This window comes from Undibacterium sp. Dicai25W (assembly GCF_049340505.1).
Classification (GTDB): Bacteria; Pseudomonadota; Gammaproteobacteria; order Burkholderiales; family Burkholderiaceae_D; genus Undibacterium; species Undibacterium jejuense.
The window spans coordinates 25,770-48,318 of the sequence record NZ_JBMPOQ010000013.1 but is presented as its reverse complement, the minus strand read 5'-3'; the positions used below and the strand labels follow the sequence as shown (position 1 = coordinate 48,318).

Here is a 22,549-nt window from a genome sequence, read left to right as displayed (position 1 = left end):
GAGATGGTAAAAGCGGTCAGAATGTTAGAGGCAGGTGGTCCGGACGTGATGCTGTATGAGGACATTGAACTAGGCACGCCAGGACCAGGTGAAGTATTGGTAAGGCATAAAGCCTGCGGCTTGAATTACATTGATGTCTACTTCAGAACGGGTTTATATCCGCAAACTTTGCCGGCGGGTTTGGGGATGGAGGCTGCGGGCATTGTTGAAGCCGTTGGTGCGGGCGTGAGCTATGTAGCGGTGGGTGATCGTGTAGCGTATGCGGGGCGTCCGATAGGTGCATATGCTGAGGCGCGCATCATGCCGGTAGACAATCTGGTGCGACTACCAGATAGCATTTCTTTTGATACTGCCGCTGCCATGATGTTGCAAGGTTTGACAGTGCAATATCTGTTTCACAGAACTTTTCCTTTGCAAGGCGGAGAAACCATCTTATTCCATGCTGCGGCTGGTGGGGTTGGTTTGATTGCTTGTCAGTGGGCTAGGGCGATTGGCGTTACGATGATAGGTACAGTTGGATCTGATGAGAAAGCAGCTCTGGCCAAAGAGCATGGTTGTACTCACGTCATTAACTACAATACTGAGAATTTTGTTCAGCGGGTGAGAGAAATTACCGAAGGAAAAGGTGTGCCAGTTGTGTATGATTCGATTGGCAAGGATACTTTCACAGGTTCTTTGGATTGCCTCGCCCCTCTGGGGATGATGGTCAGTTTTGGTAACGCGTCAGGGCCAGTTCCACCATTTGCATTGAACGAATTAGCCTCGCGCGGCTCTTTGTTCATTACACGTCCGAGTCTGATGAATTACACCGCTAAACGTGCTGATCTGGAAATGATGGCAGCGCATTTATTTGCGATGGTGGAGAGTGGCAAAATCAAAATTGATATTCGCCAACGTTATCCCCTGAGTGAGATTGCACAAGCGCACCGAGACTTAGAAGCGCGAAAAACAACAGGTTCTACATTATTAATTCCATAAGGCAATAGATATGGCTCAGAATAACGCGGATTTACCAACTGGTACTAGTTCAAGTCCTAAGTTTGGTCGTTTACTCGTCGTCTTGCTCGTCGCAGTCATGTTGATTGTGTTGGTGACGATAGCTAGTGAGGCGTATTACTCCTCCTAGTTTTTGCTTTATTTGTATTTTTATAATGTGAGTCATGGACACCATTCCTTTAAACACTGCTAAGAAAAGTGAATTTTCTAGCTCCAGTCGCTTGCTCTTGCTGCAGAGTCTGGTACCGATTGCGACTAATCTGGTGTCGTCGCAGCTAGAGGCATTTGCATCGCGCTTGACGCAGGCATTGTTTGTGGTTTCTGACCAGACGGTACGACCGGAGGAAGCAGGTAGCAGCTTTTTGGCATATCAGTTGCTAAAACGAAATCCAGGCAGTTTTTATAAAATACTCACATCTCAGATCAATGCCGTCTTGACCAAAGAAGTGAGTGTGGTTAATACACGCAAAAAAGCGAAAGCAACGGTGGAGGGACAGGATTTTTCACTCGTCAGTTTTGAAGAGATGGAAAATAAGGTGTTGACGAATAATTTGAGCAACGCGCTCGAAGTCAATAATGCTGATCAGTTGGTGGCGCTCAATATTCGTATTGGCCATGTGTTGAGACGCACACCAATTAGTGTTTCGCAAAACCCGTTTCGTCCGGAATTGTTTGTTTCCGCAGTAACACAAGCGTGGTCAGAATTTGAATCGAGTAAAGAAACTCAGCATTTGGTGTTGCGATTGCTGCAACCAGAATTGTTTTTGCAACTCAACAGCGTCTATCAAGGTTTGAACGACGCTTTGATAGAGCGTGGTATTTTAGTCGATATTGATAATGCTAAACGTGAAGATAAAAAACGTCTAATGCGCACCCGTCAAAATGATCTGGACCTGCAGGATCCGTATCTGGAAAATAAATTAAGAAATATTTTTTCCGTGTCCAAGCAAGACGAAAAAAATGAACGCGAAACCTCGTTCAACTCCACCTATGCGGCTGATCAGGAGCGTGATTTTGCTGAGGGGCGTGCCAGCTTGGGTGATACCAATAGCTGGTCAGATGCACCACGAGAGCAGTCCTATACGAGAGGGAAGAGTGCGGAAACCGTAACGATTGATCGCGAGTTTTTTAATTATCTGACGGGGTTGCAGCGATCTCAGACATCTGCAGAAACGCCGCGAGACAGCACGCATCTGCGGCAACTCTCACAAAATGCGTCAGCAACTGAGTTAACGCATATCGATCAAAATACCATTGAGTTGTTGGCGCGTATTTTTGATTATGTATTTAACGATACGAGTATTCCCGACGAAATCAAAAGCTTGATCGGACAGTTACAGATACCGACCCTCAAGGTCGCATTGATGGACAAGGATTTTTTCTTTAAAGATAACCATCCAGCGCGTGTTCTGATCGATACCTTGGCTAAGTCCAGCGTGTTTTTTAGCGGAGATGCTAGTGCGGAAGACCCTTTGTTCCAGATGATAGAAGGGATAGTTGAAAAAGTTCAGCAGGATTTTGATCAGCAGATTGACCTTTTTTCCGATGTGGTTGCTGATCTTGAGGCCTTTCTCAAAGAAGAAGAACAAACCGCGGAGCAATCAATTGTTGAACCAGTAGCACTGGCACTCAAACAAGAAAAAATGCGACTGGCGCGCGAATTTGCCGAAAACGACGTCGCGATTCGGGTAGAAACCGGCGAGGTTGCCGGTTTTCTGGAAGAGTTTTTGCTGGATCAATGGATCAGAATTTTAACCATTGCTCATAATGTGAAAGAAGAAAAGCCCAATGCATTGGAAAATGCTTTGCGGACGATGGACGATCTGATCTGGAGCCTGAAACCGAAAAATAGTTCGGAAGAGCGTAAAGAATTGGTCAGTAAGTTGCCATCCATGCTGACTCTGCTCAATGCCTGGTTGAATGCGATTAAATGGGATGAACCTGAACGTGTTTTGTTCTTCTCTAAACTAGCCGAACGTCATGCGGCCATCGCCAGAGCGCCGTTAGAGTTATCTCCGCGGCGTCAGTTGGAAATTGCCGTTAATATCGCACAACGGGCAAGTGAAAAACGTCTAAACCGACATGTGCAGGATCAGCATGAACACATTCCAGATGAATGTGTACAAATGGTGGAAGGATTAGAGCGTGGTGTTTGGGTTGATTTTACGACCAGTGCTGGTGTAACGACACGTTTCAAGCTGGCTTGGGTTAGCCCAAAACGTACTCGCTATATTTTCACCAATCGGCAAGGGCACGATTCATTTTCAATTTCCAGCGAGGAGTTGGTGACACAGTTTCGTAGTGGAGGCGCAGTAGAGATATCAGCTGCTTCGGTGGTGGATCGCGCTTTGGTTGAAGCTTTGCGCGATCCTCCGGGTTAATTCTATTTATTTGTGTCCTTATGGTCCTTATTGAGCGGCAGTTCTACATTAGTAGTGCTGCCGTTTTTGCCAGGGAAACCTTGCAGCGCACTTTCTATCAAATATGGCATTTGCTTAGAAATTTCTGGTTCTGTTTGTTCGCTGCTGACTCTGATCGAAGCCAGCTTTTTATTGCTCGCAAAGTCACTCATATCGATTTCTAATTGATGCAAATAGTAGCGCGTGACATTAATATCAATCGGACCGGACAAGCGCCTTCCGTAATATGGAAAATACGGATCGTATAAGTAAGCACGACGGAAATGCATGTTCCAGAACGGGTCATACATTGCAGGATGCCAAGCGCTGGAATATTGCAATTCGCTCATGGTCGTTCCGTATTGCATGCCAATTTTGAGAGCAGGTGTCGCGCCCACTGCGATTTCTTTAAAGCCGTGTAAGCCAAGTTGAGTTCTTAACTCTTCTTCATAAAATTTGTATTCAGGATTGTTTTCCTGAGCTGGCAAGCGTTCCAGAATATACGATTTATCCTGATTTCCTTGTGGCCATTCGTGAAAAACACTGACCTGGCTGCTATAAGTGGTTGCACATCCAGTCAGTATCATGCTGACGGCGATGATTGTGGCGCTTAAAAAACGTTTCATTTCAACTCCTTTAATCTGATCAAAAGCGACCCAATAGCTCAATTCTGCTGGAAGATTGCAGATGGTTTTTTGGAATCCTCGCTTGAACAATATTCAGGAGAATTTGACTATCAAACTCGCTTAATTTAGCCAAAAACTACTTTTGCGTTGGCGCGGCTAAAGATCACTATGATAAGACGATTTGTGACAATGTCTATTTCAACTTGTAACTTTATGACTACGCTTGATTCCAATAGTTCCTGAAAATCAGTGAATTAGACTGGCATGAGTGCACACGCTGTCGCTTTTTACACAGGTTTTTACGGTGGAACGGCAACTGGAACAGCTTTTAGAATATGCCGTGATTGATGTATATAGGCTATTTTGTGCGTGTTTTATGCCTATCACCTGCTGACTTGGTAAAATGCTGGTCTGAGCAAAGTTCATGAAACTTTGATAAAGGACTGACTTAGTAACTCAAAACTGGCATGATGGCTTTTGGTAGCCGGGATTTATCATCCTTGATTGTTGCCAGTCACTACCAGAGTTATTTCGCCTTAGTCCCGTGATATTCACTTTTTTCAAGAGACATTCATCCCATGAGTAACGATATCGCTGCTATCCCACCAACCATTTTCCGCAAAGACTATGTTGCTCCAGGCTTCTGGGTTGACACGGTCGAAATGGGTTTTGATCTGGATTTACATGAAACCCATGTTGCTACCCGCATAACCATGCGCCGTAACCACGACAGCGCCGAAAAGGATCTGGTTTTGTTTGGCGCTTCGCTCAAGCTGTTGCAATTGCGTATGAATGGCGTCAATTTGAAAAAAAACGCCTACACGATAGATGGCGAAGTTATGCGCATTGCTAACGCGCCAGATGAAGTGACATTGGAGATCGAAACGCTGATTAAGCCGTTGAAGAATACCTCCTTGTCTGGTTTGTATGCATCGAACGGTAATTTCATTACCCAATGCGAAGCAGAGGGCTTCCGTAAGATTACCTGGTTCCCTGACCGCCCGGATGTGATGGCAAAATACACTGTCATGCTGCGCGCTAATAAGAAAAAATTCCCGATCTTGCTGGGTAACGGCAATCTGATCGAAGAAGGTGATTTGGGCGATGGACGCCATTTCGCTAAATGGGAAGATCCATTCAAAAAGCCTTCATATTTGTTTGCACTGGTCGCCGGTAAATTAGTCTGCCAGGAAGAAAATTACACCCTCAAATCTGGTCGCTCAGTATTGCTGCAAGTGTGGGTGGAAGACGGTAATCTGGACAAAACCCAGCATGCGATGGATTCCCTGAAAAACAGTATCCGTTGGGATGAAGAGCGCTTTGGTCTGGAACTCGATCTGGATCGCTTTATGATCGTGGCGACCAGCGATTTCAATATGGGCGCGATGGAAAATAAGGGTTTGAATATTTTCAATACTAAATACGTATTGGCAAATTCTCGCATCGCAACGGACGTGGATTATGCCGGTATTGAATCGGTAGTTGGTCATGAATACTTCCATAACTGGACGGGTAATCGCGTCACTTGCCGCGATTGGTTCCAATTGTCCTTAAAAGAAGGTTTGACTGTTTTCCGCGATCAGGAGTTTTCTGCAGATCTGGTCGGTACAACAACCGGTCGTGCGGTGAAACGTATTGAAGATGTGCGCGTTTTGCGTCAAGTCCAGTTCTCGGAAGATGCAGGGCCAATGGCGCATCCTGTTCGTCCTGATTCTTTTGTCGAGATCAACAATTTTTACACCGTAACGATCTATGAAAAAGGATCGGAAGTGGTGCGTATGTATTACACGCTGCTGGGGCATGAAGGCTTCCGTAAAGGTATGGATTTATACTTTGCGCGCCACGATGGCCAAGCAGTGGAGTGCGATGATTTTCGCGCGGCGATGGCGGATTCCAGTGGGCGTGATCTGACCCAGTTTGAACGTTGGTACAGCCAATCTGGAACACCACGCGTAAAAGCTGAAACAACGTATGATGCTGAGACACAAACCTACCAATTGACGCTGTCACAATCTTGTCCTGCAACGCCAGGCCAGGACGAAAAACTGCCATTTCATATTCCTGTAACGATGGGCTTATTGGATGCTGAAGGTAAAGATATTGCCTTGCATTGCGATGCGTATCCAGCTTTGGCTGGTGCAACAAATCTGATACTGGAATTGACCGAAGCCAGTCAGACTTTTACCTTTACAGGTGTTGCGGCAAAACCAGTTCCTTCTTTGCTGCGTAATTTCTCGGCACCGGTGCTACTTGATATCGAGTATAGCGATGAAGAACTTGGCCTGCTGTTGGCCAATGATAGTGATCCATTTAATCGCTGGGAGGCTGGTCAACGTCTGGCAACCCGTCGTCTGGTGAAATTGACCAAGGCAGTGCAGGCTGGCGAAACGCTGGAGCTCGACAGTATGTTCATCGAAGCCTTGCGCGCAACGCTTGTCAATGAAAGCCTTGATCCATCGTTCCGTGAATTAGTATTGACCTTGCCATCAGAAGCAATGATTGCTGAAGAATTTGATGTTGTTGATCCGCAAGCGATTCATACTGCACGTCAGTTTGTTCGTACGACCTTAACACAGCATTTACGGTCTGAGTTTCTGTCGGCCTATGAGGCTAATCTGACACCAGGACAATATACGCCAGACGCAATTTCAATGGCTAAACGTGCATTGAAAAATCTGGCTTTATCCTATCTGTCTGCATGGTCAGATGAAAGCACTTTCGAATTGGCACAAACGCAGTTCGATGAAGCTGAAAACATGACAGACAGATTGGCAGCCTTGTCGGCGCTGACTAACTTCCATGGGACTGAGACGCAAGCAAATGCCGCTGCACAATCTTTGAAAAAATTCTATAAAGATTTCAAAAAAGAAGCACTGGTCATTGATAAATGGTTCATGTTGCAAGCAGTTGCGGATACAACGGATGTCGCAAAGGTTCGTGAATTGATGGAACATAAAGCATTCACCCTAGGTAACCCGAATCGCGCACGCAGCTTGACTTTCAGTTTCTGTAATGGGAATCCATCACGTTTCCATGCGGCTGATGGCAGTGGTTACGCTTTGTGGGCAGAATTGGTGATTGAACTTAATAAAATTAATCCACAAGTTGCCGCGCGTCTGGCCCGTAGCTTGGATCGTTGGAAGAAATACCCGCTGCATTTGCAAGAACATATGAAGCTGGCATTGGAAAAGGTTGCCGCAACTAAGAAGTTATCAAAAGACGTAGCGGAAGTTATTGGTAAAGCCTTGGCTGCCTGATGAAGCGTTAATTTACACCTTCTTGTTGTCTGCTGAAATTGCTGAACAATGGTCTTGTCATTGATTAGCAGATGGCAAGAAGTCTTAAAACGATTATTTTTAATGAAAGAATGAGATGAAACGTGTCAGTCTGACCCAGTATCTGGTTGAAGAACAGCGCCTCAATAACTCTATCCCAGCAGAATTGCGCTTGTTGATTGAAGTGGTTGCGCGTGCTTGTAAAACCATTAGCCACGCTGTTGGTAAAGGTGCCCTCGGTGAAGTATTAGGTAGCGCCGGTAGCGAAAACGTACAAGGTGAAGTACAAAAGAAACTCGATATTTTGTCGAATGAAATTTTGTTAGAAGCCAATGAATGGGGTGGCCATCTGGCAGCGATGGCATCGGAAGAAATGGAAACTATCCATCAAATTCCAAATCGCTATCCAAAAGGCGAATACATGCTGTTGTTTGATCCACTCGATGGTTCCAGCAACATCGACGTGAACGTTTCTATTGGTACGATTTTCTCCGTGTTAAAAGCACCAGATGGAATGACCACGCCAACAGAGCAAGATTTCATGCAGCCAGGTAGCAAGCAAGTTGCGGCAGGTTACGCGGTCTATGGTCCGCAAACCGTGCTGGTATTGACGACGGGCAATGGCGTCAATTGCTTTACCCTGGATCGCGAAATGGGTTCATGGGTGTTGACGCAACGCAATATGCAAATTCCTGCTGACACTAAAGAATTTGCGATCAATGCTTCCAATACACGTCACTGGTATCCACCAGTCACGCGTTATGTTGATGAAATGTTGGCAGGTTCTACTGGCCCACGCGGGAAAGAATTTAATATGCGTTGGATTGCATCTATGGTGGCCGATGTGCACCGTATTTTGAATCGCGGTGGTATTTTTATGTATCCAGCCGACAAGCGTGAACCAGATAAGGCAGGTAAGTTACGTCTGATGTATGAAGCTAATCCTATGTCTTTCATCGTTGAACAAGCCGGTGGTGCATCGACCAACGGTAAGCAACGTATGCTCGATATTCAACCGACAGCCTTGCATCAACGCGTTGCAGTGTTCCTGGGTTCGAAAAACGAAGTGGAACGCGTTACGCAATATCATCAGGAATAATCCGGTTGCGGATTTTATTTCAATGAGAAAAAAACCGCGAATTTTCGCGGTTTTTTTTTGCTTCATTCTTTTAGATATTTTGCGAAATTTTTGCGGAATTACAGATCGCTACGAGCTTCATTTTTATTCATAAATAATAAGCGCCCACCAATAGCTTTGTCGATATTGTTCATGGCTTTTTTCATCGCATCGTACTCTTTTGGCGCGCACCAAGCTTTGGTCGATGTGGAACCCCAAGTGCGGTTGACGCTATATGTATTACCATGGCGCTGATAAACAGCATCAAAGAAAATGTCTCCCTCTTTAATGTGTACATCTTTAGGCACGAATAACACTTTCAATTCCGGTGCCAGATTGATTTCTACCTGATCTTCAATTGCAAAAGCATCGCATTTGAAATCTGATTTTCTGTCTTTTTCTGTAAATCGACGCAGGATGCTTCCTGCAGCAATCGGGCCTTGCAGAGCGACGTAAAAGTTGATTGTGCTGGCTTCTGGTTGCGAGATGAAGTTACTGACTTTTTCAGTATAGCGATATGACAGTTTGAGAGGGTCATTGGATGGCAATGCCTTGAATTCAGACGTGCCATGCATGCCCGAATTAGCTAAAGTTTTGCGCGCCCAATCACTTTCTTTTCCGGGACCTATTCCATCAAGGAGCGTCTTCACAGAAACCGCTGCCAGTCCATATCCAGTAATGTCCGTCGTGCGGGTTGCTGAGCCATCAACTGCCAGATCGATTTTTGTCTGACGTAGCATTTTAAATCCACCGGTAGAAATCGGTGGCGTCTGGCTCACCTCTTTGAAATTTTTGGTAACTAACACAGTGTGACTCGTATCCATTTCCGGCAATAAGCCGTAGGGTGTCTGATCCGAGGTGGAATCCAGGAATAAATTCAAACTTGGTACATAGTTTATTGCGTGATTATAGTTAAAGACCGGAATCGGCAACATCGTGTAGGAGTCGGTGCTGGCATTGATCAGTACTTGCGAGGTTGGGATGCCACTCGCTTCAAGTAGTGCTTCTAAGATCGTTGCGTGGTCTTTGCAGTCGCCATAACGCTTTTCTAAAATGGTTTTAGTGTCATTCGGGACAAAGCCACCATCACCAATATAACTTGCCACATAGCGGATATTCTTTCTTACCCAGTCGTAGATTACTTTTGCTTTATCTGCGTCAGTGCTATGACCTTGAACTAAGCTTGCTACCAACGCTTGTACCTCTGGTGTTATGCGGGCTTTTTCTGTCGCTCCAATCTGGTAGGCGTCGGCGATGGCTTTCAAGTCTTTAAAGCTGCTGATCATGACATATGGTGTTTGACGCCAGGCATTGACCATATTTGGATCATTGGTCCTGGTATCGGTGCTGTGATGTGTCCACTTAATAGTATGTATTCCGTTAGAAATGTTGTCTTCAGTTTTATCAAGTTCATTACTTGCAATGTGCAATGGCATATTCTCAGGATAATGTAACGAATACGATGTGTTATCGCGGATGACATCGCGGTTATAGTATGCACTGTGCGAATCACCACCCGGTAAGTCGAGCTTGGTTTGCTTTTGACGATAGTGCAGGTGTATTGCATCTCCAGGAGATAGCTTGGAAAAAGTAATCTGGTACAGTTTTCTGTGTGGATAGGAAATGCCTCCCAACATACCATCCTGTAACTTGATGTCAGATGCTGGTACTTTGATTTTCTCACCGTTGGCGCGTATGGTTTCTGCTTCTATTATTTCTAATTCTTGTTTGTCTTGATCAAAACTCAGGTACTGCTGACCAAGTCCATTCGCACCTTGCTGATCAACTCCGCGCCAAATGTATTCTTCATCCACGACACTGGTGCTATCCGCATTGATGGTCACATCAGTATGTTGAAATAAAGAACGATAATGTCCTTCACCTTCTGCATTTGCCGTAAATGGAGTAGCGAAAATCGATACGATACTAATTGCGAGCAACTTTTTATTGTTGAACATAGATATGCTTCACTAGCGAGATTATGAAAAGTAAGAAATGAGTATTACGTTCGAATCAAAAAAACTTCAATTCACCTGATATTTGTGTAAATCCGTACCCACGCGATTTAATTTTGTGTTGATTTTACAATAAATAATTTACATTCTCTTCATTGGAAATAGTCATAAATCACTAAATTAGTACTAATTTTATTCAGTGATCGCAGCATGAAGACTAACTGGGTGCCGCACTGTATGGTTAAATCGCCACCAGTGCTGACCGGTTTGGGGTTCTGCGATGTCCACCGCTTCGCCCATTTGCGGCGTACTGATTTTTACACCATGACGTTTTGCGAGATCAACAATGCGTTCAAATGGTTCGTACCAAGCGTGCAGCGATAAATCAAACGTGCCGTTATGGATAGGTAGTAAATGTTTTCCACCTAAATCGAGATGCGCTTGCAGTGATTCTTCTGGCTGCATGTGGACGTCAGGCCAGAGTTTGTTGTACGCCCCGGTTTCCATCAGGGTTAAATCGAAAGGTCCAAGGCGTTCACCGATTTCTTTGAAACCTTTGAAATAACCAGAGTCGCCGCTAAAAAAAATCTTTAACTCAGGTGTCAGAATGCTCCATGACGCCCATAGTGTATGGTCACGATCGTTTAATTTACGACCCGAAAAATGTTGTGCTGGTGTCGCCACAAAGCGTATTCCATGTACCGCCGTTTCTTGCCACCAATCTAATTGCTGGATTTTATCTGCAGCAATTCCCCACTTTATTAATCTGTCACCCACACCGGTCGTGGTCAGGAAGTGTTCAGTTTTGTGCGCTAAAGCGAGAACCGCTGCATGATCCAGGTGGTCATAATGATCATGCGACAAAATCACTGCTTTAATTGGTGGCAAGTCGGCAATGTTGATCGGTGGCTGATGAAAACGTTTTGGTCCCATCCATTGAAAAGGTGAGGCGCGTTCGGAAAATACAGGGTCAGTCAGAAAGAATTCACCCTGCAATTTCAACAAGATAGTCGAATGTCCCAATCGGAAAAGTGTGGCGTCTGGGGCGGCAAGCAATTGTGCACGACTTAATTCATGGACGGGAATGCTGCCTTGAGGAACTGTATTTTTTGGCTTGTTAAACAAGAAGCGCCAGGCTAATGAGAGATTTTTAAAAAAACCAGGCTCACGCATTTGCTTTTGATTGCTGTACTTGAGTCCCAGCTTTTTTGCGTTGAACTCTGGTGTAGTGCTTGTCTCTGCTTGTGATGTTGCAGTTACTGAGGTATTCAAAGTCATTTTACTCATCCTGAATGTCGTCATGTACCGATTTGTCTACGTTGGATACCTGGCAGCAAGTGTTCTTTTTTTCTGGTTTCTTTTTATACTACAAATGGAGAAAATGCGTTCTTTGAGAGCGCTTTTTTGCTCATGGTATTGATGCCAGGTATTTGAAATTACACTACACAGTGTAGTTTTTAAATTTAGAAAAGTAAACTACATAGTGTAAAATATTTTCTTATCTGTTTATTCGCTTATCGATATATTTACTTTCTCAGCGATTTACGAGGCAAAACAACCCGCAAGCGAAGTTCAAGTCGGGGAATAGAGCTCGGCGGCGTCTTTTTAATTCTTTCTTTTCTATTGGTTTAACACAATGACTCAACAGCAGCGCCAAACTGACCGCAAACGCGAAGCAATTTTACAAGCTGCGATAACGGAGTTTCGCCAAAACGGTTATGAGGCGACCAGTATGGATAAGATAGCAGCCACTGCGGCGGTTTCAAAACGGACGGTGTACAACCATTTTCCAAGTAAAGAGGAATTGTTTTCGGCGATTCTGATGCAATTGTGGCACAGTACTGCGACGCAAGAAGTTGTCACGTATTCAGCCGAGATCGCCATGCAAAGCCTGCTGGAAGGCTATCTGGCGCGTAAGATGCTGATGTTATGTGATCCAAATTTTTTGGATCTTTCCAGGGTGGCTGTGGCCGCCACCATTCATACCCCGGAACGTGCCAGCGATATGGTTGAGAAGCTCAGTAAAAATGAATTGAGTATTGTCACCTGGATAAAAGCCGCCCAAAAAGATGGCAAATTGATTGCCGGCGATCCGGCGCTGATGGCAGATATGTTGCTCGGTCAAATCAAAGCTATCGCTTTCTGGCCGCAAGTTGCCATGGGGCAGCCTATCCTTTCAACAGAGCAGCAACAAGTCTTGATCCAGACCACGGCAAACATGTTTTTGCGGTATTACGGCAAATAAGCAGGCCGCTTTTGTGATGAAAGTTAAACCTGCCCAGCAGGTCTTATGCTGATCAGTAACCTACAGTAAAGCGTTGATAGGCGTGGGCTGGTTGCTCTAATTCATTGATCATCGCAAGCGCATAATCTTCAACAGAAATATGGCTTTTGCCATCTGAAGCGATCAATAACTGGTCTTTGCCAAGTCGGAATTGATTCGTACGCTGCCCCGGCTCTATCATGCCTGAAGGGCATAGCATGGTCCAATTCAGACTCGTTTCCTCGCGTAATAAGCTTAATGCCTGGCGTGCCCCTTCAGCGGAAGCGCGATAAGCGTCTGGGAACCCTGGCTGATCCATGACTTGCATCCCCGGGGCAACTTCTAAGGAACCGGCACCACCGACGACCAATAAGCGCATAGCGTTTGTATTTTTGGCTGCCTGAATAATGTTTTTAATACCAGATACATAGTAGCCAACCACATCTTCATTTGCATGACCGCTGAAAGCAGTGATGACCGCATCAAAGCCTTGTAGTTGTTCAGTTAGTTGTGGCAGGTTTTGAACATCCGTTGCCTGAACTGCCACCTGAATAGTCGCAGAAATTTTTTCTGGGTGTGAGACAAATGCGGTCACCTGATGTTGACGTGACACGGCTTCTTTTAATAAAACCGAACCAATAAAGCCAGATGCACCGATGAGTGCGATGTTCATATTGCTATTCTCCGAAAAAAGTTTAAATAAGTATCTGAATGGTGTGATTCATAAATCGAAGTCTGACATTAAAAATTGGATAGATAAATGATTTAATTAATAATTCTTTGTTTTCATATTCTTATCAATGAATGGTAAGATAAACCCTCGTTATGACCGTATGTGGATAGTATGTTGAGCCCGGATCAGATTGATTTAAATATGCTTAGTATTTTTGGTGCGGTGGTCGAGGCGGGCAGTTTCACAGCCGCTGCCGAACGGCTTGACGTCGCCAAAGCAAAAATCAGCATCAGCATTAGCCGCCTCGAGCAACAATTGTCCTGCTCTTTGTTCACACGGACAACACGTAAAATTGTGCTCACAGAAGCCGGGCGTATTTTGCATGAACAATGCCAACCTTTATTGCAAGGATTACGTGAAGCATTGTTTCAGGCAGGAAGTGATCAAACCAGTTACGGTGAATTGACCGGGGTGTTACGTATATCTTCGACAGTCAATCTTACCGCACAGAAGCTGGCTCCGGTTATCGCTGCCTTTGCATTATTACATCCACGATTACGGATCGATTTACGATTGGCCGATCGAATTGGAGATTTGGTTTCTGATGGAATAGATTTATCATTTCGTATGGGATGGTTACGTGACTCATCGCAAAGAGCGATGAAGCTCGGCGAGTTTCAGCAATTCATGGTCGCAGCGCCGAAATATCTGAAACGGTATGGCGAACCAAAGCAGCTCCAGGATCTGCGACGACACGAGTGGGTCGCTTTATCATTATTGCCGACGCCACTGACATGGAAAATGACCGACATTATGGGGGGCGTCGAAACCGTGCACGTGAAATCGCGCCTGCAAGTGGATGCGCTCAATGCTTTATTGGCGCTTGTGCAGAACGGCGCGGGGATTTCCGTGCTCGACGAATTTACAGCGCAAACGGCAATTGATGCGGGTAAGTTGGTTCGATTATTTCCAGAATGGTCTTTGCCAGTAGGTGGGGTTTATGCAGTGTTACCACCGGGGCGTTTAGTGCCTGCGAAGATCAGAGCCTTCATTGATTTTTATCGTAATTATATTTGAGCCAAAAAAAATCACGATCAAATGACGTTGAGGTGGCAAAGAAAAACTGATGTGATGGCGTTTCTTATCTGTACAACTATAGTTCAAGGTCAGGTGTGGTTTGAAAATTTCAGGTTCAAACTTTTTGGCGAGGTTCATCTTCAAAAAATTATTTATAAAAATTTGGAATTATTTATTGACACCTTAAAATTAAGGCGCTTACAATTCGCCCATTGCGTTTTATAGGAGTTCCATTGTGGACTGTAGTAGTTGTCGTTATCAATTAAATGGATGGGTTAGCCCCGTCATTTCCGCACACTCCTGATAGACCAGCTCTTATCTCTAGCGTGCGCAATGCAGGCTATAGTTTCCCGACGATTTCTTCGTCAGCAAACATTCCCAGCTCTAAGCTTTTTTTCGTTCAAATAAATTCGCATTCTTGCGCTCGGTCACGGCTTTCTGTTTGTAGCCTCGTGTTCGTCGTGTCAGTGCTAACCGTTTTTATTTGCGCGCGTTTTTCTTTAATTCGCCAGGTGCGAGGCTGTCGTTCGCCTGTACGTTGCGAATTATTATTGCGGAGGATTTTGCAATGGAATGGTACTTACTCATCAACAGCGCTCGTCATGCGCTAGCCAGCAGTGACGCTGATACACCTATCGGTCGCTGCTTCAATGTAATGACACATGTTTTTCCAGCTTCAATTCCAGTTGTTGGGGGAATGGTGGGTGTCGTTTCGCGTGTTCTTACACGTCACAACGAATAAGAATGAGGAGGTCAACATGACACTCATTGATTTAGCATCTTTTGTATTTCAACAAATCTCAATCTCACACCGGGAAGCGGTGGTGAGAATGCCGGTCAAAAATATCGCACCGCTATATCACATTCGCACCACTTTTCGTGATGATGATATTCAGTATGTCGAAACCTTAGTACGCCAGTCTTTGGTATCGATAGGGGGAACGATAGAGCGCTTTGATTATATTTCTCAAGATGTGCAAGGATTGGCCGTCTTTGATATCGAAGTACGTTGCGCAGAAAATGTCCGTAACCATCTGGTTCAGATGGTCAGCCGTCTGGGTCTGGAAGGCAGCGTACGTAGTATCCGTTGGAGTGCGGCTGTTGGAAATGGCAGAAAATGAATTTAAAAATTCTATAGGAATGATCTTCATTTTCATGCGAAGCTAATCTGCACATATGTACAGATTCCGATCAACGAACTGGGAGTTAATATGACTGATGATAGTAGTTGTAGAACATTCTTAAAAATTTTTTATTAAAAAAGTGCAGAGTGGTGAAACTTAATCCAGGTCGAGGCGGACATATTCTGCGCGATTAAAGGATCAGGCGAACTGTTCTGACACTTCATTTATTTTGGAGCAGAACATCATGAATTTCGCATACCTCGTTAGTGGCTTACCAGAAGTTTACCCACAAATTTCACTTGAAAAAGAAGATAAAACCTACGGTACCTTAGGTGGCATATTTTTAACATCAATCAAATGGTTGAACGCGCATCGTCCGTTTCAGCGCTAATTTCATCATTGAATTTGATATTGATTTTACTTTGAAGTATTTTTAATACTAAGCGGGATTTTCCTGCACATATCGAATACATCGACATGGATTTTGTATGCCGATGTATTCGTTCTTAGTTTTCTTTAGGCTTTACACAATCCTGCCTTTGTGATTGACCTATGAACCTGAACTTGGGACACTAATTCTTCAACACAAGTTCGAGCGATTGGAGTGGCTCAAAGAAAATTTTCAGTCAGAGCCGCCTCAAAAGTATTGGCGGAGGTGTTTTATTTTCCTGCTTTTTCGCTATTTTTATCTTGATTTTGTTCCTGATCTTGCTTCCAATCATCAGCCAGGGCCACCGCTTGTTCCACTTGCTCTTTCGACATTTTTTGTGACACAAAGTCGCGATAGACAGCGGCATCATCATAGTCGCCTGCTAACGATAGCCATTTGTAGGCTTCGGTGAAATTGACTGGCATTCCTTTGCCTTTGAAATTCATCAAACCAAGCTGATATTGCGCGCTGGCATTGTTTTGATCTGCGGCACTGCTGAATAATTCCTGTGCCTTTTTGTAATTCAGAGGGACGCCATTACCCGTCACATACAGCACACCCAGCGTATATTGCGCATCGGCATATCCTTGGGTCGCGGCTTTATCAAACCATGAGACAGCGATGCCATAATTAGGTACTAATCCGGCTTTGCCTTTGGCATACATTCTGCCCAGATTGACTTCGGCGCGCACATTGCCCTGCGCTGCGGCTTTCTCAAATAAGCTTAGTGCCTTCTTTTCATCCTCGTCAACGCCTTCGCCTTTCAGATACATGATCCCAAGACTGGTTTGTGCTTCAGCATCGCCATTGTCGGCCGCAGCCTGAAACGCTTCCGCAGCTGCGGAAAAGTCATTGTCCTGATACTTACTTGCACCATCTTCGCTCTCATTGGCATAAGCAAAATGCAAGGCTATGCCCAAGGACGCGATCAATGCGACGCTAGAGATAGTCAGAGGAAATTTATAATTACGGGAAGTCATTATTTGCTCCATGAGGAGAACATGGAAATTTCATTGTAGTTGGAATTTGCAGTTATTGTAGGTCAGTTTAGCAATATTTTTTTGATCCTGATCTAAAAAGTTCACTCACCTTTGCTTGGTGATGATTGTCAAACAAGCATAGATTCAAATCTGTTGCGTGAAAGAAGCCGGAATAGAGTTTCTTCGATTTTCTCTCAGGCTTGCTGATAAGATTGTCTTTCATTTACTCAGCGCAGTTTTTTCGATTGACGGATTTAATTCAAAAATGAAAATATTCAAAATCTACCATTTGTTGTGCTGTCTTTTCATGCTGTTGCTGACAAGCATGTTGCATGCCACTGAGTTATCTACTACCGATAACCACGAGAAAACCGATGAAGCGACACTAAGTGTTTTTAATCGCGACATTGTGGTGTTTCGCAGTACGGTTCTTGGCATGCATCCATCCGAGCGGGTGCTGCGAGCGAAAGCGCGTATCACCCAACAGCTTGAAGTGACTGGTGACCATCAGGCTAAAGCGGTAGTGGTGGCTCCCGGTATGCTGATACAAATTGATGGTGCGGGAAGTTTTTATATCTCGCCGGAAGATATTGATCCCTATGAACAGGAGACACTAGAAAGTGTGGCTGAGAATGCTGTCAAAGCACTCAATCAGTCATTGAGTGAGATCCGGGAGAGCCATAGCCTGAGGAGTATTTTACATGCGCTAGGATACGCTGCGCTGGCAAGCCTGGTTTATGTTGGCTTAATCTGGCTGCTCATCAAATTGCGCCGGGTTGCAATACGAAAATTGCTCAATTTTGCACATGAAAAAATGGCTGGGCTGAATGATGTAGGTGTCTTACTGCTACGCAGAGAGCGCATCAATTGGGTCATGCGTAAGGTGTTTCAGTTATTGACCTGGCTCATCATCTTGTTGCTCAGTTACCAGTGGCTAGGTGTCATCATGTCTCAGTTTCCGTTTACGCGTCCTTGGGGCGAACATCTGAACGGTTATTTATTTGGCCTGGTATTGATGTTGGGTGGCGCGATCTTGAGAGCGATTCCTGATCTGTTTGTCGCATGTGTGATTTTTGTTCTCGCTAAATTATTTGCGAAGGGCATGGGGCACTTTTTTGACCTGGTGCAAAACCGGTCAATAGAGATCGCGTGGTTGGATGCTGATCTGGTTGGCCCAACACGCCGCATAGCGATCATCGCGGTCTGGCTGTTTGCATTGGCGATGGCTTATCCGTATTTGCCTGGCTCTGGGACGGAAGCGTTCAAAGGCGTATCAGTACTGGTTGGTTTGATGTTGTCGATGGGAGCGTCCAGCCTGGTTGGACAAGCAGCCAGTGGGTTGATACTGACGTATTCAAGAGTTTACCGCAAAGGTGAATTTATCCGTATCGGCGAGCATGACGGGACGATTACTGAGCTTGGCATGTTTAGCACGCGGATACGGAATGGCATGGGCGTCGAACTGACGCTGCCGAATTCTTACGTGTTGAGCAGTGTCACCAAGAATTATTCACGTGTTGTTTCTGGTGATGGTTTTGTAGTCGATACTAAAGTGACGATCGGTTACGACACGCCGTGGCGGCAAGTGCAGGCAATGTTGATTGAGGCGGCGCATAGAACACCCGGCATTTTGCCGGAACCTTCACCCAAGGTTTTTCAAACCGCATTATCTGATTTTTATCCCGAGTATTTACTGGTATGTCAGGCGATTCCGACAGATCCGAGACCTCGGGCTGAGGTGATGAATCAATTACATGCCAACATTCAGGATGTGTTCAATGAATATGGAGTACAGATTATGTCGCCACATTATCTTGGTGATCCAGAACACGAAAAAGTGGTAGCTAAGAGCAATTGGTATAAGGAACCAGCGTCACCTTCATAGTCATACTTCTCTATGAAAAGCAATAAAATTAATGGAGAGGCATTTTTGCAAATGGATAACGCATGGTCATTTCGTGGTCATAAAAAGTAATTAAGCTACACGCAATTTTGCAGTTGCTTAAAAGAAACTTGCAAGCAATTTACTTTAACCACTGAATCAAGCGTTGATTAAACCATGAAAACCTCCCCTTCGAAATCTAAGCCGGGTCAGCCCGGCCATTTTCCTTTGTTGGTAATGTCCGCAGCATGTTTAATGGCTTTCTCGTCTTTTGCCGCAGCGCAATCGACGACGGTTGTCGCAAGTGCTGATAATCAGGTATCCAAGGATGCAAAGAAAATCGAAGGGGTGGACAATAGCGTTTCTACCGTAGAAATTTCTTCTCAAAGTACACGTTCGTCCGTTTCTTTGCGTGCAAAAGAGTTGCAAAGTCAATTACCTGGGACTAATCCATTAAAAGGCATAGAAACCTTGCCAGGTGTGAGCTTTTCTACTGCCGATCCATGGGGAAATAATGAACAAAATCTAACTTTGTTTGTGCATGGTTTTAGCGGGCAACAATTGGGTTATACCATGGACGGCGTGCCGCTTGGTGACCAGCAATACGGTAATTACAATGGTTTGTCGCCACAGCGTGCAGTGATCAGTGAAAACGTGCGCAATGTCGTCTTGTCCTCTGGCGCCGGTGATTTGGCAACGCCATCAACCAGCAATCTGGGTGGAACGATTGAAGTGTTCTCCAGCGATCCTTTAGCTACCAGAACCACCAGCGTTCAACAAACAGTTGGTAGCTATAGCACATCACGTACTTTTGTCCGTTTTGATACAGGTAATTTTGGTGATGGCAACAGCGCTTACATTTCTGGCTTGCATCATGAAGCGCGTGCCTGGGACTTTGATGGCAGACAAGGTGGTAATCAATTCAACGGAAAGTTTGTTCATAATTCCGAGACTGGTAAGCTCACCGTATTTGCCAATTACAGCGATAAAATAGAACCGAATGAAGATGCGACTGTGCATGTTGCTGGTGAGAGTAGTGCTCCATACACAAGAGCATTTTTGTATCCGGATTTTGCCACTGCGTTAACTTATTTGTCACCTAAAGGCGCAACTCCAGCGGCCGATGGTGCAAATTACCATAACTATTACAGCGACGCGCAACGCACTGACTTTTTGACGTACGCAAAATACGACTGGAATTTGAATCAGACTACCACCTGGACGAATCAAGTCTACTTCCATCATGATGATGGTGTTGGTGTCGTTGCAGGTCCTATAGGTGCGGCAGGTTTGCCCGCTTTGTTTGGCGTTTACTTCCCTAATCAAAATCTGAAACAGATTTTTGGTAACTCCGGTTATGCAACCCGTGCTACCGAATATGTCATTAATCGACCCGGTATCATTTCCAATGTTCGTATGGATCTGGGTGATCATCAACTGGAGTTTGGTGGCTGGTGGGAGCACAATAATTCTTCCACGTATCGTCGCTGGTTTGCATTGGACGTGAACAATCCAAGTACGCCGTATCAACGTCCTAGCAATCCTTTGATTACCCAATACGGCAGCAATATAACGAACGATGTGGTGCAATTGCACGTTCAAGACGAATGGCGCGTAAAGCCGAACCTTGCTTTGCAAGCTGGTTTTAAATCGAGTTTGCAATTTGCCGAAGGATTGTTCCCGGTACAGCCTTTGCCTGGTGCGATTGCAGGTGGTTCTACAGCCTTGCCAGTCGGAAAAATTGATACCAAAAAATGGTTCTTGCCTGAATTAGGCGTCTTGTGGGATATCAACCCGCGGGATCAATTTTTCGTCAATATTCAAAAAAATATGCGCCAGTTTGTGACCTATGGGGCTGGTGGTGCATCTCCGTGGAGCCTGGCAAGCCAGTCTGCATTTGACCTGTTTAAGAATACCGCGCAGCCAGAAACTTCGGTCACCTATGAAATGGGCATTCGTGGCAAACGCGATGTGCAGTTAGGTGCTTTGGATAAAATTGATGGTCAGGTGAACGTCTATCACGTTGATTTCAGTAATCGTATTTTGCAAATCAGCCCAACGGCAGTGATTACGGCAATTGTCGGTGGTAACCCTGTCCTCGCTAACGTCGGTAGCGTGACTACGGATGGTATCGACATTGCCGGAACGCTGCATTTCGGTAAAAACTTCAGTTTTTATAATGCCTTGTCGTATAACCGCTCGGTCTATCAAGACAACTATACCAATGGTAGCGCTGTCGTACAAACATCCGGCAAGCAAGTGCCAGGTGCGCCGCAATGGATGAATAAGTTCGTGGCAACGGCAACCTTTGGTGACATTGAAACACAATTGACGGGTGATTATGTTGGTCGTCGCTATGCAACTTACACGAATGATTTGTATGTCGGTGGTTACTTTATGATGAATCTTGGCGTCACCGCGAAATTGCCGTCCTTGTCGAGTGGCTTCATGAAAAATGCGAAACTACGTTTGAATGTGACTAACCTGAATCAACGAACAGGTGCGACAGCTGTCGTCGTTGGTGCAGCAAGTGGTACATACAATACGTATCCAATTGCTCCTCGCCAGTTCTTTGTCACCTTTGGCGCAGAGTTTTAATAGAAAGTTTGCATGACACAAATTCGCAGAAAGTTTTTAAAGACTGCAGTTAATAGTGCTGCGGTCATGTGTGTGGCTACATGGGGTGGGATCGCTACTGCAGTTGCTGGCTCAAAAATAGAGCCAGAAAGCAAAAAACGCAAAATAGATTTGTTCGGACACCGCGGGGCACCCGCTGTGCGTCCCGAACACACTTTAGCATCGTATGCCAAAGCGATTGTGGATGGCGCTGATTACATCGAACCCGATCTGGTTATTACCAAAGATGGCGTGTTAGTTGCACGACACGAAGCATTTTTAAGTGAGACCACAGACGTTGCACAGCGTCCTGAGTTTGCAAACAAAAAAATCACCAAAACTATCGACGGCGAAACCCGTACCGGTTGGTATGCAGAAGACTTTACTCTGGCAGAATTAAAGACCTTGCGTGCGGTGGAACGATTGCCAAAAATTCGACCGCAAAACACGCAATACGATGGGATGTTTCAGATATTGACCTGGGATGAAATTATCGATTTTGCCGCAGCGACTGCAGCAACCACCGGTAAAGTCATCGGCTTGATTCCTGAGTTAAAGCATTCTACGTATTTTGCCAGTCTGGGTTTGCCACTTGAAGATCGTTTTCTGAAAAGTATAGATGCCCACGAATATACGCGCCGCTGCCCATTAGAAATTCAATCGTTTGAAATTGCCAATTTGAAGTACTTGCGTAGTTTGATAGGACGACGTCCGAATACGCGCCTGATGCAATTGGTTTACATGGGCGATGCACGTCCTGCTGATGTGGTCGCAGCTGGTGGTACTCTGACATTTGAGCGAATGTGTAGTGCGCAGGGGTTACGTGACATCGCAGTTTATGCCGATGTTGTAGCGCCACCTCACAGGGCGGTGATTCCGGTTCAGGCCAATGGAAAATTGGCTAAACCGACGTCTTTAGTGGCGGATGCACATACTGCTGGTTTGTTGGTGCATACCTACACCTTCCGTCCCGAGAATTGCTTTTTGGCGGCAGATTTCCGCAATGCTGATGGACCAAACGCACGTAATGAGGCTGGTTCGATTGCCGAAATCAAAACCTATCTCGCTGAGGGTATTGATGGATTCTTTTCTGATGATTCAGCCGTTGCACGCAAGGCGATTTCTGGATAAGCCCT

General features: G+C 45.1%; 18 protein-coding genes. 13 read left to right on the top strand and 5 right to left on the bottom strand.

Translation table 11 applies throughout. The features are described from left to right. The first annotated feature begins 3 nt into the window (after positions 1 to 3). From ACO0KY_RS14285 to ACO0KY_RS14275, 3 genes are read left to right on the top strand one after another with little or no spacing between them, the layout of a single operon-like run. Entirely contained in the window at positions 4 to 978 is a 975-nt protein-coding gene (locus ACO0KY_RS14285; RefSeq protein ID WP_423047101.1) for a quinone oxidoreductase family protein, read from the top strand. 10 nt (positions 979 to 988) lie between these two features. Then, entirely contained in the window at positions 989 to 1,126 is a 138-nt protein-coding gene (locus ACO0KY_RS14280) for a hypothetical protein (protein ID WP_186913678.1), read from the top strand. A gap of 34 nt (positions 1,127 to 1,160) precedes the next feature. Continuing rightward, positions 1,161 to 3,377 carry a DUF1631 family protein gene (locus ACO0KY_RS14275; RefSeq protein ID WP_423047099.1) on the top strand — a complete coding sequence of 739 codons (2,217 nt, stop codon included), beginning with the start codon at positions 1,161 to 1,163 and terminating at the stop codon, positions 3,375 to 3,377. Positions 3,378 to 3,379: 2 nt separating this feature from the next. Here ACO0KY_RS14275 and ACO0KY_RS14270 read toward each other — a convergent pair whose 3' ends face one another. After that, the gene (locus ACO0KY_RS14270) at positions 3,380 to 4,021 is read right to left on the bottom strand and encodes a DUF4136 domain-containing protein (protein WP_423047097.1); all 642 of its coding nucleotides are present in this window, start codon (positions 4,019 to 4,021) and stop codon (positions 3,380 to 3,382) included. 578 nt (positions 4,022 to 4,599) lie between these two features. Between ACO0KY_RS14270 and pepN the strand changes: the two genes are divergently transcribed. Next, entirely contained in the window at positions 4,600 to 7,278 is a 2,679-nt protein-coding gene (gene pepN, locus ACO0KY_RS14265; RefSeq protein WP_423047095.1) for an aminopeptidase N, read from the top strand. Between the two features lie 115 nt (positions 7,279 to 7,393). Beyond that, complete coding sequence (locus ACO0KY_RS14260; protein ID WP_186913674.1) at positions 7,394 to 8,395, top strand: class 1 fructose-bisphosphatase; 1,002 nt, start codon at positions 7,394 to 7,396, stop codon at positions 8,393 to 8,395. Between the two features lie 98 nt (positions 8,396 to 8,493). Here the strand turns inward: ACO0KY_RS14260 and ACO0KY_RS14255 are convergent, their stop codons facing one another. Beyond that, the gene (locus tag ACO0KY_RS14255) at positions 8,494 to 10,371 is read right to left on the bottom strand and encodes a DUF3857 domain-containing transglutaminase family protein (protein ID WP_423047092.1); all 1,878 of its coding nucleotides are present in this window, start codon (positions 10,369 to 10,371) and stop codon (positions 8,494 to 8,496) included. A 189-nt stretch (positions 10,372 to 10,560) separates the two neighbouring features. Then, positions 10,561 to 11,655, bottom strand: coding sequence for an MBL fold metallo-hydrolase (locus ACO0KY_RS14250; protein WP_423047090.1), 1,095 nt, complete (start codon positions 11,653 to 11,655; stop codon positions 10,561 to 10,563). Between the two features lie 349 nt (positions 11,656 to 12,004). Between ACO0KY_RS14250 and ACO0KY_RS14245 the strand changes: the two genes are divergently transcribed. Then, positions 12,005 to 12,613 (top strand): TetR/AcrR family transcriptional regulator, encoded by a 609-nt coding sequence (locus ACO0KY_RS14245; RefSeq protein ID WP_423047088.1) that lies wholly within the window; start codon positions 12,005 to 12,007, stop codon positions 12,611 to 12,613. A 52-nt stretch (positions 12,614 to 12,665) separates the two neighbouring features. On the opposite strand, the gene ACO0KY_RS14240 is transcribed toward ACO0KY_RS14245, so the two are convergent. Then, positions 12,666 to 13,304, bottom strand: coding sequence for an NAD(P)-dependent oxidoreductase (locus tag ACO0KY_RS14240; RefSeq protein WP_423047086.1), 639 nt, complete (start codon positions 13,302 to 13,304; stop codon positions 12,666 to 12,668). A 171-nt stretch (positions 13,305 to 13,475) separates the two neighbouring features. On the opposite strand from ACO0KY_RS14240, the gene ACO0KY_RS14235 reads away from it, so the two are divergent. From ACO0KY_RS14235 to ACO0KY_RS14220, 4 genes are all read left to right on the top strand, one after another. Next, on the top strand, positions 13,476 to 14,381 hold the full coding sequence (locus ACO0KY_RS14235; RefSeq protein WP_423047191.1) for a LysR family transcriptional regulator: 906 nt from the start codon (positions 13,476 to 13,478) through the stop codon (positions 14,379 to 14,381). 568 nt (positions 14,382 to 14,949) lie between these two features. Beyond that, positions 14,950 to 15,123, top strand: a complete 174-nt coding sequence (locus tag ACO0KY_RS14230) for a hypothetical protein (protein ID WP_423047084.1) — start codon at positions 14,950 to 14,952, stop codon at positions 15,121 to 15,123. Between the two features lie 16 nt (positions 15,124 to 15,139). Further along, on the top strand, positions 15,140 to 15,502 hold the full coding sequence (locus ACO0KY_RS14225) for a hypothetical protein (RefSeq protein ID WP_423047082.1): 363 nt from the start codon (positions 15,140 to 15,142) through the stop codon (positions 15,500 to 15,502). Between the two features lie 247 nt (positions 15,503 to 15,749). Then, positions 15,750 to 15,896 (top strand): hypothetical protein, encoded by a 147-nt coding sequence (locus ACO0KY_RS14220; RefSeq protein ID WP_186913667.1) that lies wholly within the window; start codon positions 15,750 to 15,752, stop codon positions 15,894 to 15,896. 269 nt (positions 15,897 to 16,165) lie between these two features. Here ACO0KY_RS14220 and ACO0KY_RS14215 read toward each other — a convergent pair whose 3' ends face one another. After that, on the bottom strand, positions 16,166 to 16,915 hold the full coding sequence (locus ACO0KY_RS14215; RefSeq protein ID WP_423047080.1) for a tetratricopeptide repeat protein: 750 nt from the start codon (positions 16,913 to 16,915) through the stop codon (positions 16,166 to 16,168). Between the two features lie 307 nt (positions 16,916 to 17,222). Here ACO0KY_RS14215 and ACO0KY_RS14210 point away from each other — a divergent pair, with 307 nt between their 5' ends. From ACO0KY_RS14210 to ACO0KY_RS14200, 3 genes are all read left to right on the top strand, one after another. After that, the gene (locus ACO0KY_RS14210) at positions 17,223 to 18,800 is read left to right on the top strand and encodes a mechanosensitive ion channel family protein (RefSeq protein ID WP_423047078.1); all 1,578 of its coding nucleotides are present in this window, start codon (positions 17,223 to 17,225) and stop codon (positions 18,798 to 18,800) included. Positions 18,801 to 18,974: 174 nt separating this feature from the next. Further along, positions 18,975 to 21,395, top strand: coding sequence for a TonB-dependent receptor (locus ACO0KY_RS14205; protein WP_423047076.1), 2,421 nt, complete (start codon positions 18,975 to 18,977; stop codon positions 21,393 to 21,395). 12 nt (positions 21,396 to 21,407) lie between these two features. After that, positions 21,408 to 22,544: a glycerophosphodiester phosphodiesterase gene (locus tag ACO0KY_RS14200; RefSeq protein WP_423047074.1), complete on the top strand. Its 1,137-nt coding sequence runs from the start codon at positions 21,408 to 21,410 to the stop codon at positions 22,542 to 22,544. The last annotated feature ends 5 nt before the right edge of the window (positions 22,545 to 22,549 follow it).